Origin of the sequence: Candidatus Puniceispirillum marinum IMCC1322 (genome assembly GCF_000024465.1) — a bacterium.
Taxonomy (GTDB): Bacteria; Pseudomonadota; Alphaproteobacteria; order Puniceispirillales; family Puniceispirillaceae; genus Puniceispirillum; species Puniceispirillum marinum.
The window spans coordinates 2500541-2515217 of sequence record NC_014010.1 but is presented as its reverse complement, the minus strand read 5'-3'; the positions used below and the strand labels follow the sequence as shown (position 1 = coordinate 2515217).

General features: G+C 50.1%; 17 protein-coding genes. 3 read left to right on the top strand and 14 right to left on the bottom strand.

The window, feature by feature from the left end:
- Positions 1-48: 48 nt before the first annotated feature.
- From pal to SAR116_RS11725, 14 genes are all read right to left on the bottom strand, one after another.
- The gene (gene pal / locus SAR116_RS11790) at positions 49-609 is read right to left on the bottom strand and encodes a peptidoglycan-associated lipoprotein Pal (protein WP_013047170.1); all 561 of its coding nucleotides are present in this window, start codon (positions 607-609) and stop codon (positions 49-51) included.
- Between the two features lie 411 nt (positions 610-1020).
- Positions 1021-2355 carry a Tol-Pal system beta propeller repeat protein TolB gene (tolB, locus tag SAR116_RS11785; RefSeq protein ID WP_320410285.1) on the bottom strand — a complete coding sequence of 445 codons (1335 nt, stop codon included), beginning with the start codon at positions 2353-2355 and terminating at the stop codon, positions 1021-1023.
- Positions 2356-2499: 144 nt separating this feature from the next.
- A complete protein-coding gene (locus SAR116_RS11780) occupies positions 2500-3495 on the bottom strand; it encodes a cell envelope integrity protein TolA (protein ID WP_013047168.1) in 996 nt (331 codons plus the stop codon).
- Positions 3496-3516: 21 nt separating this feature from the next.
- Positions 3517-3945: a protein TolR gene (tolR, locus tag SAR116_RS11775; protein ID WP_013047167.1), complete on the bottom strand. Its 429-nt coding sequence runs from the start codon at positions 3943-3945 to the stop codon at positions 3517-3519.
- Complete coding sequence (tolQ, locus tag SAR116_RS11770) at positions 3945-4670, bottom strand: protein TolQ (RefSeq protein ID WP_013047166.1); 726 nt, start codon at positions 4668-4670, stop codon at positions 3945-3947. Before tolQ ends, tolR begins: the two co-directional genes overlap by 1 nt.
- A gap of 121 nt (positions 4671-4791) precedes the next feature.
- Positions 4792-5262 (bottom strand): YbgC/FadM family acyl-CoA thioesterase, encoded by a 471-nt coding sequence (locus SAR116_RS11765; protein WP_013047165.1) that lies wholly within the window; start codon positions 5260-5262, stop codon positions 4792-4794.
- Complete coding sequence (gene ruvB / locus SAR116_RS11760; RefSeq protein ID WP_013047164.1) at positions 5263-6315, bottom strand: Holliday junction branch migration DNA helicase RuvB; 1053 nt, start codon at positions 6313-6315, stop codon at positions 5263-5265.
- Positions 6316-6325: 10 nt separating this feature from the next.
- Complete coding sequence (ruvA, locus tag SAR116_RS11755) at positions 6326-6949, bottom strand: Holliday junction branch migration protein RuvA (RefSeq protein ID WP_013047163.1); 624 nt, start codon at positions 6947-6949, stop codon at positions 6326-6328.
- Positions 6946-7548 (bottom strand): crossover junction endodeoxyribonuclease RuvC, encoded by a 603-nt coding sequence (gene ruvC / locus SAR116_RS11750; protein WP_013047162.1) that lies wholly within the window; start codon positions 7546-7548, stop codon positions 6946-6948. Before ruvC ends, ruvA begins: the two co-directional genes overlap by 4 nt.
- Before the next feature lie 11 nt (positions 7549-7559).
- Complete coding sequence (locus SAR116_RS11745; protein ID WP_013047161.1) at positions 7560-8300, bottom strand: YebC/PmpR family DNA-binding transcriptional regulator; 741 nt, start codon at positions 8298-8300, stop codon at positions 7560-7562.
- Between the two features lie 88 nt (positions 8301-8388).
- Complete coding sequence (locus SAR116_RS11740; RefSeq protein ID WP_013047160.1) at positions 8389-9213, bottom strand: TIGR00282 family metallophosphoesterase; 825 nt, start codon at positions 9211-9213, stop codon at positions 8389-8391.
- 34 nt (positions 9214-9247) lie between these two features.
- Positions 9248-9904 carry a 5-formyltetrahydrofolate cyclo-ligase gene (locus tag SAR116_RS11735; protein ID WP_013047159.1) on the bottom strand — a complete coding sequence of 219 codons (657 nt, stop codon included), beginning with the start codon at positions 9902-9904 and terminating at the stop codon, positions 9248-9250.
- Between the two features lie 137 nt (positions 9905-10041).
- On the bottom strand, positions 10042-10365 hold the full coding sequence (locus tag SAR116_RS11730; protein WP_013047158.1) for a cell division protein ZapA: 324 nt from the start codon (positions 10363-10365) through the stop codon (positions 10042-10044).
- On the bottom strand, positions 10362-10607 hold the full coding sequence (locus SAR116_RS11725; RefSeq protein WP_013047157.1) for a hypothetical protein: 246 nt from the start codon (positions 10605-10607) through the stop codon (positions 10362-10364). The genes SAR116_RS11730 and SAR116_RS11725 overlap by 4 nt, the downstream gene beginning before the upstream one ends.
- 369 nt (positions 10608-10976) lie before the next feature.
- Between SAR116_RS11725 and tkt the strand changes: the two genes are divergently transcribed.
- From tkt to efp, 3 genes are all read left to right on the top strand, one after another.
- Positions 10977-12965: a transketolase gene (tkt, locus tag SAR116_RS11720; RefSeq protein ID WP_013047156.1), complete on the top strand. Its 1989-nt coding sequence runs from the start codon at positions 10977-10979 to the stop codon at positions 12963-12965.
- Between the two features lie 94 nt (positions 12966-13059).
- Positions 13060-14070: a type I glyceraldehyde-3-phosphate dehydrogenase gene (gene gap, locus SAR116_RS11715; protein ID WP_013047155.1), complete on the top strand. Its 1011-nt coding sequence runs from the start codon at positions 13060-13062 to the stop codon at positions 14068-14070.
- Positions 14071-14108: 38 nt separating this feature from the next.
- Positions 14109-14675 (top strand): elongation factor P, encoded by a 567-nt coding sequence (efp, locus tag SAR116_RS11710; RefSeq protein ID WP_013047154.1) that lies wholly within the window; start codon positions 14109-14111, stop codon positions 14673-14675.
- The last annotated feature ends 2 nt before the right edge of the window (positions 14676-14677 follow it).

The following is a 14677-nucleotide window of genomic DNA, read 5'->3' as shown; positions in this document are numbered from 1 at the left end:
GGGGCCATACAGCCCCTTTTCTAAAATTAGATCATTAACGGTTACAGCTTAGTTAAGCACGGTCGCAGCGCGACGGTTCTTAGCCCAAGATTCTTCGTTTGAACCTAGCATTGCAGGGCGCTCTTTGCCGTAGGATACGGTACGGATACGCGCAGCATCGATACCTTTGGCAAGAAGAAAATCGCGCGCTGCTGAGGCACGACGATCACCAAGTGCGAGGTTATATTCGCGTGTGCCGCGCTCATCACAATGTCCCTCGATCACAACCACCGCTTCAGGGTTAAGCTGTAGGAACGCAGACTGACGCGACAAAGTTACCTGCGCATCATAGCTGAGCACTGCACTATCAAAGTCGAAATAGACTGTGTTGCCAACTCTTGCCAGCTTTTCAGCAGTTGTCATCGCATCATCAGCGCTTGATGAGCTTGAAGATGCGCTTGAAGATGCACTTGATGAACTAGTGTCAGTTGATGAAGCGGACGCTGTTGCAGCGCCTGAAGCAGATGATGACGCGCTGTCGCTGGCGCTATCACTTGAAGTTGTTGAAGCTGTTTCACAAGCCCCTAGAAGAAAAGCTGCAGAAAGAATAGCTATCAGGCGTTGTACCATTTTTATGCCCTCGATTTGTTTACCAGTATCCCGGTTTTGTTGTTCATAGTTTCAAAATAGTCATTATCTATGGCCTTTTGTTAACGGAGGCTGGCGGCCAACTCCGTAAAAATTACTTTTAGTGCTCAATAATACAATTTAACCAAGCCATGCAATAATAACCAAGGTTTCATTGACCAAACGTAAATACATTTAAAAGTAAATATCCAAAAAATGTTTTGTTATAGACCAACTTTATTTTTGCTGGCTAATATTACACAACATAACGCCCTTAAGAAACATTAATTTTGCTCTAAAAGCAACGTAATTTCGCCAATTTGCGAACATATTAAAGTAAACATATCTATTTTGGGGCTATTTTCGCAATATTGCCTTTCATTCAGCACTTCATCTTGCTTGCTACTTTACCATTTACCGCAGTAACGGTGACCATGCTGGATCTGATGCGTCTGACGGTGTTATTATTCGGCGCTCGTTAAAGCCGGTTATATCGACCCGATATAAAGCTGTCTTGCCACCCGAACCGTCATCCTTGAAAGGCTGTTGCTTGAAATACATCAAAACGCGCCCATTTGGCGCCCATGTTGGACCTTCTACAAGAAACCCCTGCGCCAAAAGCCGCTCGCCAGTTCCATCAATATTCATCACGCCAATATAGAATGTACCACCTGTCATCTTGGTAAAGGCAACGATGTCACCACGAGGCGACCATACAGGAGTAGCATAACGGCCATCACCATAGCTGATCCGCTTTACATTGCTACCATCAGCATTCATGACATATAGCTGTTGGCTTCCTCCACGATCCGAATTGAAGACAATGCGTTTCCCATCAGGCGAATATGAGGGTGACGTATCAATTGATGCTGATTTGGTTAACTGAGTTATTGATTGCGTGCGCATATCCATTTCATAGATATCGGTCAGGCCGTCTTTGGCTAGGCTCATAATCAGCTTGTCGCCATCTGGACCAAAACGCGGAGCAAATGTCATCCCCGGAAATGAACCAAGCCGTTCGGTGCGCGCGGTAAACACATCCAGCAAATAGACATTCGGCTCCTCATTGAAATAATTCAGATAGGCAACCTCATTGGCGGTTGGTGAAAACCGCGGCGTCAGCACCAGATCAAGACCATTGGTCAGGTAACGATGATTGTGACCATCTTGATCCATGATTGCTAGGCGCTTGACGCGCTGGGACTGTGATCCACTTTCTGCAACGTAAACAATCTGGGTGTCGAAATAGCCAGTATCACCGGTGAATTCTTCGTAAACATAATCTGCGATCTTATGTGACAACTGCCGCAAACCTGCTGGATCGGAATTTCCGCTTCCCTGGGTGATATCCTTTTGCGTTACAACATCCCACAGCACAAATTCGACCTGAAGCATACCGTTTTCATCGGTATAGGCCGAACCCACAAGCAACCCCTTTGCCCCAACAGGTGTCCAGTCAGAAAAATTAGGCCGAATGGACGGCGCTTTTGGCGGTGAGATAAAGGCCGCACTGTCAATGGGCTGAAACAAGCCTGAACTTTCAAGATCATTCGAGATAATCGCCGACATCTGGCGGCCAATTTCGGTAACCTCGCCATCCGGACCGGTAAAATCAGCAATCGCGATAGGTGTTGGGGCAACCTGACCTTCGGTGATGACGACACGCAATTGGGCGTGGGCGACCCCAGCGACCATAACGGTCATTATCATCAAAACCCGAAACATAAAATTACGTATTGAAAGTTTCATTTGCATCACATCCAAATAACCACATTAATTTCATCAAAACACAATTTTCAGCTTATAGCTAATATAGCGAAAACACGTTGTACTAACATTAAAGTTCACCCATTTCATCCATCAGAATGTCACAAGATATCTTGTTTCAAGCCATTATCTGGACAGCGAACGCGGGTCAAAGGCAAAAACAAACGATTTCCATTGATCATATTTTTCTGGTGGCAATGGCAATGGCGAACATTCCAAAGTCGCCCGTTGCGCTTCTGCCGCTGCTGCTTTGAAAGCACGATCAATTTTATATCGTGTTTTGTTTTTAATCTCCGCGCTCAGTACTGTTCCGTCCCTATCTGACGTTACAATTATGTCAACAATAAGGGTATCGGCACCAGCGCTGCCCACTGGCAAATCCCAGCATTTAGACAAATGCGCCCGTAGCAGGTCAAAATCTGATGCGCCCATCGGTGCAATCACAGGTGCCTTTGGTGCTTTCAGCGCATTGCCAGTTGTAGCAGTCAATGTCTTGTTAACCTTTTCAGCCGCCTTTTTACGCTCTTGGGCGCGGCGCTTCTTTTCGGCTTCCTCATTGACCTGTTTTGCCTTGGCAAGATTTTGCATAACACCCGTTAACGCCTGCGCCTGTTTTTTCTTTTGTTTGCTGGCTTTGGCCATTTTGTTTTCGCGACGTGGCGGCGCTTTAGGCAGTTTGGTTGGGGCTGCTGCCGCTTCCGTGCGCTTTGGTTTTGTTTGGGGCGGTGTTGGCGTTTTGACCGGTGCTGGCTTGGGCTTCACCTTGGGTTTTGGCTTTGCCTTATCAGGAATGATTTCAGCTGTCTTGTCTGGTGCCTTTGGCGTCGGCACTGACTTTGGCTTTACCTTGGCAACAGGCTTGACGGGTTTCGATTTAGGCGCAGCTTTTGGCGGTGGCGGCGGCGGGGTATTTTTACGTTTGGCAGGTTCCTGTGCTTTTTTGGCAGTGCTTTCCTGTGCGCCTTCGGTCAAATTCGAAATCGGCACAGTCTGCACAATTTCCATCGCGATGATCGGCTGTTCTTCGGGAAGCTTGCGTTTGATAGACGGCAAGCCAACCGCAAACAATACCGCTATTGCGATATGCAAAGTTACTGAAATTATGACCGGACGAGACGTCATATAGAGTGATCCAATTTTGATCTATTCCTGTTCGGGCAGCCGCGCGACCAGTGCTACTTTCTCGAAACCAGCTGATTGAATGCGACCCATAACCCCAAGCACATCGCCATACATTACCGATGTATCACCACGCACAAAAATACGCACCGCCGGATTGGCTTGCGAAATGGCTTTCAAACGAGGAATCAATTTGTCGGATTCGATCATTGTTTCCTGCAGATACAGTTCGCCATCAGCCTTAATTGACACAACCAGAGGCGCCGCATCTGCATTGATGCTGCCTGCCCGTGTTTTTGGTAAATCAACTTCCACACCAACAGTCAGCAACGGGGCTGTCACCATGAAAACAATCAACAGCACCAGCATAACGTCAACAAAAGGTGTGACATTGATTTCACCCATCGGGCGATGTCGTCCACCTCTGCCAGATCGCTTTACATTTGCGCCCATTAGTTATCTCCCTCGTCAAGCTGACGCCCAAGCAAAGTGCTGAATTCCTGCGCAAATGTTTCTAGACGCGCGCTGTGTCGCTCAAGATCACCTGCAAATTTATTATAGGCTGTAACGGCTGGTATCGCGGCAGCCAGACCAAGCGCGGTTGCGAACAACGCTTCGGCAATGCCGGGGGCAACAACGGCAAGCGACGTGTTTTTGGACTCGGCAATCGACTGAAAGGAACTCATGATACCCCATACCGTTCCAAACAGACCAACAAAAGGCGACACCGAACCGATCGAAGCCAGAAAATTCATGCCACGTTCAAGTCGCTCCATCTCACGGGTGATGGTGAAATTCATCGAACGCTCGATCCGGCTGACCAGTGATGCCCTCAAATCCGAGCGGGTGCTACTGGCCAGGCCACGTGCTGATGCGCGCCGCCATTCCCGCATGGCGGCAACAAAAACCTTGGACATGGATCCTTCTGCGTCAGGGCCGGTATCATCGTACAGCTGATCAAGTGACCCACCTGCCCAGAAGGCATCTTCAAATTGCTGGGCAAAGCGGCGTTCACGACGCACTGATGAAATCTTTTCAATAATAATTGCCCAGCACCAGATTGAGGCCAGCACCAACAAAAGCATAACAAATTTGACCAATGGGTCGGCAGCAAGGAACAAGCCCCACGTGCTAAGATCCGACGCTGAACTGGTAACGGTTAAATCGGCTGAATTCATTAATTTCCCCTGTTCTCACCCTAACAGTGATATTGATAGTCATAGATTAAGTTCTGATTTTGTCAGCTAGCTAACTAACACCAACTCTCACATAGTCTTTCATCATGGCTTAGTGCATTGCCTATTCGGTTAAAGTCAGCTTGTTTATAATCGCCTTTGAAATCTTTTCAGGTTTTGTTTTCCGGTTTTCGTCGAATGTTACAAAGACTATGTCCACGAAAAGTCGGGCAACAATGTGGCGATGTGCATTATTATTTATAATTTGTTGTAATTTAAATGAGGCACCACGCATTTTGATAAGCTTTGTCTCAACACAAAGCAGGCTGTCATATGGGGCCGCTTGCAGATAGTCGATCTCAATATGGCGCACCACAAATCCCTGACTCTGCTGTGCAAGCAAGCTGGGCTGATCCACGCCAAGAAGGCGCAGATAGGCTGACCGTGCGCGCTCGGCAAACGCTAGATATTGCGCATGATAGGTAATACCACCTGCATCGGTGTCTTCATATTGAACACGCAAACAGTACCCATGAGTATCACCCTCAAGCCAGCCATCAAGATGTTGTTTTTGTTGCTCAGGCACATTCATCATTTAATGATCATCACCATTTTCGTCATCGGCCTGCAACAAATCAAGTTGCTGCGTTGCCGACGCTGGCGGTGTGATGCCCAGATAGGACCAGCCACCACTCGACAGGCATCGACCGCGCGGCGTCCGCATCAACAGACCTGTTTGCATCAAATAGGGTTCGATTACCTCTTCAAGCACGTCGCGTTGTTCGGACAGAACCGCCGCTAATGTTTCAACACCAACCGGCCCGCCAGCATAGGACTCAGCCAGACATGACAGGTAACGACGATCCATTGCGTCAAGACCTGCCGCATCGACTTCGAGACGATGAAGCGCTGTGTCAGCAATCTCGGCTGTGACCCTGTTATGCCCAGCCACCGCCGCAATATCGCGTACCCGCCGCAGCAGACGTCCCGCAACACGGGGGGTTCCGCGCGCCCGGCCTGCAATCTCGCTGGCGCCATCTGCCGCCAAATCGAGACCCAGCTTTACAGCCTGCCGATGTAAAATCAGCGCGAGTTCATCTCGGGTATAAAATTGCATCCGCATCTGGATGCCAAAGCGGTCACGTAATGGCGTTGTCAATAGACCAGACCGCGTTGTTGCACCAACCAGGGTAAAGGGCGGCAAGTCAATCCGAACAGACCGTGCAGACGGCCCCTCACCGATAATCAGATCAAGCTGAAAATCTTCCATCGCAGGATACAGCACCTCTTCAACCACAGGGGCAAGACGGTGAATTTCATCAATAAACAGAACGTCACGAGGACGCAGATTGGTCAGCAAGGCTGCCAGATCACCAGCACGTGCAATGACCGGCCCCGACGTGCCACGAAAACCAACCCCAAGTTCTGACGATACAATCTGGGCAAGCGTTGTTTTGCCAAGCCCGGGAGGGCCATGCAACAATGTGTGGTCCATCGCATCGCCACGATCACGCGCCGCATGGATAAAGGTTTCCAGATTTTGCCGGCCATTACCCTGACCGATAAATTCGCCAAGCGACGTTGGCCGCAACGCATTATCGCCACGCTCGACATGATCCGGATTCACAAGGCGTTCATCTTCATTCATCTAAACGTTCCTAGCCCCCGATTTCGCGTAAGGCGGCAGCGATTAATCCAGACAGATCATCTGCGTCGCCAGCCTGCTGTACCCGAAGCAACGCTGCATGTGCCTCAGATCGTCCGTATCCCAGATTTATCAGAGCCGACAATGCGTCACCCATCGCGCTTGCACCAGGCAAATCTTCGCCGCCTGTAACGCCAGATATATTGATTGTAAGACCATCACCAAGCGACGGGAAGCGGCCAATTTTTTCAGCTAGCTCATTCACAACACGCTGGGCAATTTTGGGGCCAACACCATCAGCGCGTGCCACCATTGCCTTGTCACCTGCCATGATGGCGCTACTCAGATCGGCTGGAGATAATACCGATAAGATCGCCATCGCGGCTTTCGCCCCAACCCCTTGCACCGTTATCAATAACCGAAAGGCGTCACGCTCGGACGCATCATGAAAGCCATAGAGCGTCATGCTGTCTTCACGCACGATCATTTCGGTCAGAACGGTAACCGCACCATCCTGTGCCGCAAGCTGACCTTGGGTACGACTCGAAATATTGACCAGATATCCGACGCCTTGAACATCGATAATGGCATGCGTATCGGCTGTATGAGATAAGATACCGCGAAGCTGCGCAATCATGGATTACCCTCATTATCCTGTGCGTCGCGCGCCAACGCCGCCGCAATAGCTTGGGACAGGCCACTATCGGCCTCTGCATTCCTTGTCGAACCTACACGCACAGACGCCGCTTTGCCAGCACCATCACCAATAATCTGTCCGGCACCATTGCTAGCGGCAATGGCTATCGCCAACGCATCTGCTGCATCAGCATTGGCGGGCGTCACCCCCAGCAAGCGTGACACCATATCCTGTATTTGCCGTTTATCGGCAGTGCCAGTGCCCGTGATTGATTTTTTCACCAAACGGGCCGCCAGCTCGTGCACCTCAAGCCCAGCCTGACCGCAGATCATGATCCCCACGCCACGCGCCATGCCCAGCTTCAGCGCCGACTTGGCTGACTTGGCAACAAAGATTTCTTCAATCGCCGCATAGGTTGGTTGATGCGCCGCAATAATGGCCGAAAGATCATCAGCGATCCGGCCAAGACGCTGGGCGTCGGGCTCTTTGTGGTTAGGCTTGATGACACCATTGGCAACGTGAATCAGCCGTCCAGCTGTGACATCAATGACGCCCCATCCAGTGGCGCGCAATCCAGGGTCGATACCAAGAACGCGCATCACCGCCAGCCTTAGGTCAATGAGGCCAGAATGTCGTCAGATATATCGAAATTGGACGATACGTTCTGCACGTCATCATTATCATCAAGCACATCAAGTAACTTGAGCAAAGTTATGGCATGCGCCTCGCTCACTTCGATGGTATTTTGCGGTTTCCAGATCAGACCGGATTCTTCGGGTGCGCCAAAGGCGTTTTCCATGGCTTCGCGCACATTGTTGAAATCTTCGGGCGCACAGGTCACTTCATGGCTTGACTCATCGGACTCAACATTATCTGCGCCAGCCTCAAGCGCGGCCTCAAACATATCATCTGCACTTGCAACGTCAGATGGAAAAATCATCTGGCCAACCCGATCAAACATAAAGCTAACCGATCCTGTTTCACCAAGCGAACCACCATATTTCGTAAAAGCCGAACGTACTTCAGACGCTGTTCGATTACGGTTATCCGTCATCGCATCGACAATTAATGCCGTACCCCCGGGGCCATAACCCTCATAACGAATTTCATCATAGTTCTCGCCCTCGCCGCCTTCAGCGCGCTTGAGCACACGTTCAATATTGTCCTTCGGCATATTCGCCGCGCGCGCGGCAGACAAAGCCGTACGTAGTCGTGGATTTGAGTCTGGGTCGGTGCTGCTACGTGCTGCAACAGTGAGTTCCTTGATAAGACGACCAAAAATCTTGGCGCGTTTTTTGTCCTGTGCGCCTTTACGGTGCTGGATATTTTTGAATTTGGAGTGGCCTGCCATGGTTTCTAACTTCTGTTTATGCGGTTAACTTTGCTATAATGTCATATAGCAGACGCAAGGCAGAACGCCTAGCCGCTAGTGGTCAAAACTATATCCGCCCGATCACATCAGTGCCTGCGGTAGGCGATAGATGGCCGCCAACGCGAAAAGGTGCCACCGAAATAGCTAGACCGCTATCATCACTTTCCACCACAAGCCCGCATAATGTCGGTGTGCCAAGCGCCACCGAAAGGCGCGGATTACTTCGCCCTATGAAACGGGCTGTCGCGGCCTGCTTTTCCATACCGATCACGCTATCATAATCCCCACACATGCCCGCATCGGTTTGATAGGCGGTGCCGCCCGGCAGGATATGATGGTCAGCCGTTGGTATATGGGTATGCGTTCCGACCAGCATCGAGGCTCGGCCATCAGCTAGATGCCCAAGCGCCATCTTCTCGGAGGTTGCTTCACCATGCGCATCTACAAGGATAAAATCTGCATCGCGCCCCAATTTATTTCGCACCAGACTATCATCAAGCGCTAAAAAGGCCGGATCATTTGGTGCCATAAATAAATTGGTCATCACATTGATCACGCATAAACGGGCACCAGCCTCATTTGTAATGGTCGTCACACCAACACCAGGTGTCCCTTCGGCCATGTTTATTGGGCGCAACAAGCGTGGTTCATTGGCGATATAATCAATGATTTCGCGCTTATCCCATACATGATTGCCTGTGGTCAGTACATCAGCCCCAGCTTCAAACAGTAAATCACAGATTGCGGGCGTAATGCCAAAGCCCCCGGCGGCATTTTCACAATTAACGACAATGAAATCGAGCGCCAGACTTTCGCGTAATGACGACATCTGCTCAATCACAGCTTGGCGTGCTGATCGCCCCACAATATCACCTAAAAACAGAACCCGCATTTGGACAAACTCCTATCACGCATTAGCCATAGCTTCACACTGGCATTATCAGCCCATCCGGGGTTAAGACGGCATCAAGTGCCATATCATAGGGTCCGGTGGGTATTTGTTCGACCTGTTGACCGGAAAAGGCGACGCCAATGGTAACGACCTTATGGCCAGTCTGGCGCAGTCCACCAATCGAACGATCATAAAACCCACCACCATAACCAAGGCGCCAGCATGCACTATCAAAGGCCAGCATTGGCGCCAGAATCACATCTGGGGCGCAAACAGGAGCCGTGGTTGAGGGCTGTTTCGTATCATAAGGGCCATCATCCAGCTTATCGCCAGGTGCCCATAATCTGAAATCAAGCGGATTACCAGGTGCAGGCGTAATCGGCATAGCAGTCTGCACGGATGAATCAGCCAGACGAGCAACCAGCGGCAAAGGTGACAGCTCACTGCGTATAGGAAGATAGGCTGCATATATACCACGGCCAAATTGGCCCAATAGTCTATCAGCATAATCTGCTATCGCCATATCTGCGTGGGTTTGCTGTTCAAAAAGAATTTTGCGGGTTTTTGTTGCGGCGCGTCGTAGCGCCTGCTTTTCGTCGGCAGGATCGACTGATACGTTTTGAGACGTCATTTCACAACTTCCTGCAATAACAGTGGTGGCGGCGACCACGCTAACCGTCAGTGTAAACATCCTCTGTGACCTGATTAACAGGTGGGCGCCGCGAATAACTGAACCACGGCTCAGCCAGAGACAGCTCCCGAGAGAAATTTATGGCCCCAGGGATTGAAAAACCAAACGCGAAAGTACAGTCGCCGCGCATTGTTGATTTAAGGTGTTGTTAGCTTAGATGCAAGCTCTGTCAGCCGTGCCGCTGCTTTTTCCAAGACAATAGCGGTAGCTTCGGCATCTTGTCCGGCATCAACCGAGGGTGATGAGCCACCTGCCGACCCGTTCGACGAACGATCCGCAATTATCAAAGCTGTCATTGCCAGCAAACGGGCCTCACCAATCTGGCCGACCGAATCGACCAGTGATTGCATGACCGCATCAACTTCGGCACCCAGCTTGGAGACATGAGCTTCTTCGCCCGCGTCACAACCGATTTGGTAAGGTTTGCCATTCAGGCGGATGGTTACTACAGAGCTGGTCATTTGACTTCGGTCACTTTGTCTTGTTGCGCCCCGCTGTTAACAACTTTGGCGATAATGGCAACCGCCTGATCGAGTTTTTCTTCAAGTGCGCTCAGCTCATTTTGAAACGACGCTGACATGGTGGTAGCATCCGGCTTTGCCATTTTGGCATTGGTGGCCGATTCCTGAACCGATTCTATCGACCGTTCCAAATTAGCCACAGCATTTTCGAATTGGGTTAATGCGTCTTCAAGTCGTGTCATTTAGTTCAAAATCCCAAACAAATTCATCTTATTAGCTTAATAACAAACGTTAACTTACTTATATCGGTTTATTACTCAAAAATCATATTCTGTCTTGTTCATAATATGTTATGAGATGAAGCTTGCACTAAGATACAATTGAAATAAACCCCCATTCTATCCTACCATCACAAAAGTCAAGAAATTGAACTGGCATCACAATATAATCCCCTGAAAAAAATATTAATGATAATCTTCAATAGAATGAATGCCGCATTGACGAAACGGTTATAGAAATGCAAATTGCGGGGATAGTTCTAATAAAGTTTATTACATACAGTTTGCCACGCGTGCTTCGGTCACATCGGCACATACGCTTAGGGGTTTGACATGACGAATGCAGCATCAAAACAAAACATGGCTAATGCCATTCGGGCGTTGTCTATGGATGCTGTGGAAGCTGCAAAATCCGGGCATCCTGGCATGCCCATGGGCATGGCCGATGCGGCGACTGTTCTGTTTGACGAACATATGAAATTTGATGCCGCTGACCCGCATTGGCCTGATCGTGACCGGTTTGTGCTATCAGCTGGGCATGGATCGATGCTTATTTATGCCTTGCTTCACCTAACAGGTTATAAAGATATGACCATGGATGAAGTGCGTAACTTCCGGCAGCTGGGATCGCGCACTGCTGGTCATCCTGAATTCGGACATGCAACCGGCATTGAAACAACCACAGGCCCACTGGGTCAAGGTATTGCCAATGCGGTTGGCATGGCTATGGCCGAGCGCCATCTGGCCGCGCGTTATGGTGATGATCTTGTTGATCACCACACCTATGTGATTGCTGGCGATGGGTGCCTTATGGAAGGCATCAGCCATGAAGCTGCCTCTATCGCTGGACATTTTGGTCTTGGCAAGCTGATCGTCCTGTTTGACGATAACAGCATTTCGATTGATGGAAGCACCGATCTGGCCGTATCAGATGATATTAGCCAGCGTTTTGAGGCCTATGGATGGCAGGTACTCAGCGTTGATGGCCATGATATGGCGGCTGTTTCGTCAGCCCTATCGGCCGCCAAGGCGCATACAAGCCAGCCGACTATAATCCGCTGTAAAACAACCATTGGCTATGGCGCCCCCACAAAAGCAGGTACAGCTGGCGTACATGGCGCACCGCTTGGCGGTGACGAAATTGCTGGTGCCCGTGACGCGCTTGGATGGGCGCATGAACCGTTTATTGTGCCAGATGATATTCTTTCAGACTGGCGAGATGCTGGTCGTCGCGGCAGTGCTGAACGTGAAGCTTGGCAAAGCCGACATGCGGCCTCTGCGTCCGCTTCTGCTTTTGACGCCGCTATGACAGGCGATTTCAGCAGTGACATAAATGATGCTGTAATCGCATTGAAAAACGCCTATGCCGCTGAGCCACAAAAGCTGGCAACACGTGTCGCCAGCCAAAAAGCGATTGAAGCTATCATGCCTGCCTGTCCAATATTGTTTGGTGGTTCGGCAGATTTGACCGGATCGAACAATACCCGGGTCGCCGCACATGAGATTTTTGATCAGGGTCGTAATGGTAATTATGCTGGCAACTATATCCATTACGGTGTTCGTGAACATGGTATGGCCGCTGCCATGAATGGTATTGCCTTGCATGGCGGCACCATTCCCTATGGTGGCACCTTTATGGTCTTTACTGATTATTGCCGTCCCTCAATCCGCCTGTCTGCCCTGATGAAGCAACGTGTCATTTACGTGATGACACATGATTCTATCGGCCTTGGCGAAGATGGACCGACGCATCAACCTGTTGAGCATCTATCTGCCTTGCGCGTGATACCCAACCTTCTGGTATTCCGTCCTGGCGACGTTGTCGAAGCTGCCGAAGCGTGGCAATGCGCGCTTGCGTCAACAACAGCACCATCGATTCTGGCACTCAGCCGCCAGGGTATGGCACAATTTCGTCATGGCGATATGGCTGAAAATAAAACCGCTTTGGGCGCCTATGTGGCAGTTGAAGCAGATGGCGACCGTGCTGTCACTTTAATGGCTTCGGGTTCCGAGGTTGGTATCGCGATTGACGCGCAAAGCAAACTGGCGGCGGTGGGCATTGCTGCCGCTGTTGTATCTGTTCCCTGTCTTGAGCTTTTCTGGATGCAGAATGCTGATTATCGCAAAGCGGTTCTTGGTAACAGCCCCCGCATCGTTATCGAAGCTGGTATGCGGCAATGCTGGGACCGACTACTGTCTGAAAATGATGGCTTTATCGGCATGGACAGCTTTGGCGCATCTGCCCCAATAAATGATTTATACACTCATTTTGGTATCACGAGTGAAGCTGTTGTCGAACAAGCAAGGGCCATAACCAAATAACCAATTTCCGGGTATAAACCAAACATCACTCTGTGTGGCTAAACATCCCCCAACCGGAATGAAATAACACTCATGCTTTGATAGGAGTTTGATTTTGACATTACGTTTGGCAATCAGCGGTTTTGGCCGTATTGGGCGGATGACCTTGCGCGCGTTGGAAGAAAGCGCGCGTGAAGATATTGAGGTGGTGCTGATCAACAGCCCAGGGCCGGTCGCAACATCCGCGCATCTTTATGAATTCGACTCGGTGCATGGCCGTGCCCATTCTAATGTCACGCATGGTGATGACTGGCTGGATATTGGCCGCGGCAAGATCCATATGTCACGCCAGCGTAATCCGGCTGACATCCCGCATAAGGATCTTGGCATCGATGTTGTGCTTGAATGTTCAGGCAAGTTCAATGATCGTGAAAAATCCGCCGCGCATATTGAAGCTGGTGCCAAAAAAGTCTTGATATCTGCGCCATGCAGAACAGCTGACCAGACCATCGTTTATGGCGTCAATCACCATCAATTGCGTTCAGATTCGGTTATTCTGTCAAACGCATCATGCACGACAAATGGGCTGGCACCTGTCGCCAAAGTTCTATCGGATGGGCTGGGCATAGAGGCAGGTTACATGACCACCATTCATGCCTATACAGGCGATCAGCCAACATTGGATGCCAGCCATCCAGACCTGCGCCGGGCGCGGGCTGCCGGATTATCGATGATTCCGACATCAACCGGTGCCACGTCAGCTGTTGGCGAGGTGCTACCTGAACTGAAAGGCAAGATGAACGGTTCTGCCATTCGGGTGCCAACCGCCAATGTATCGGTGATCGACCTCACTGTCATGACAGCACGCGACACCAGCACTGACGAAGTGAACGACCTGCTCGCGGCGGCAGCCAAGGTCTCATTGAAAGGCGTCTTGGATATAAACGAACGCCCACTTGTGTCAGTCGATTTTAATCATAACCCGCATTCTTCGATTGCCGACCTTGAACAGACTAGCGTTCTGAACAATAGATTAGTGCGGGTTCTGGCATGGTATGATAATGAATGGGGCTTTTCTTGCCGCATGTTGGATAATGCAGCCTTGATCGGTAACACTTTATCTTGATAGTGAGACATGTATTTAGACGATTTTAGGAGACTGACATGAAATTGAATGGAAATGCCGTTAAGCCCGGCAATGTAATCGAGCATAATGGCCGGCTATGGACAGCCGTTAAAGTTGCGCATGTTAAGCCTGGCAAAGGGGGGGCCTTTGCCCAGATAGAGCTTCGTGACATTCGCGACGGCACCAAGTTGAACGAACGTTTCCGGTCTTCTGAAACAGTCGAACGGGTCATTCTGGATGAAGCCGAATGTACCTTTTTATATGATGAAGGTGATAATCTGGTGTTCATGCATTCGGTCAGCTTCGAACAAATCAGCATCGCAAACAGCATGGTTGGTGACCGCGCCGCCTTTTTGCAGGATGGCATGACTGTAACCATGGAAAGCTATGAGGGTGACCCGATTTCGGTATCACTGCCTGACACGGTTGCGATGGAAGTTGTTGAAGCTGACGCTGTCGTCAAAGGTCAAACAGCCTCGTCATCATACAAACCAGCCGTGCTTGAAAACGGTGTGCGTGTCATGGTGCCACCACATATTGAAACAGGCACCCGTATTGTTGTGCGCCCTGAAGATGCCACCTATGTCGAGCGAGCCAAAGACTAGGG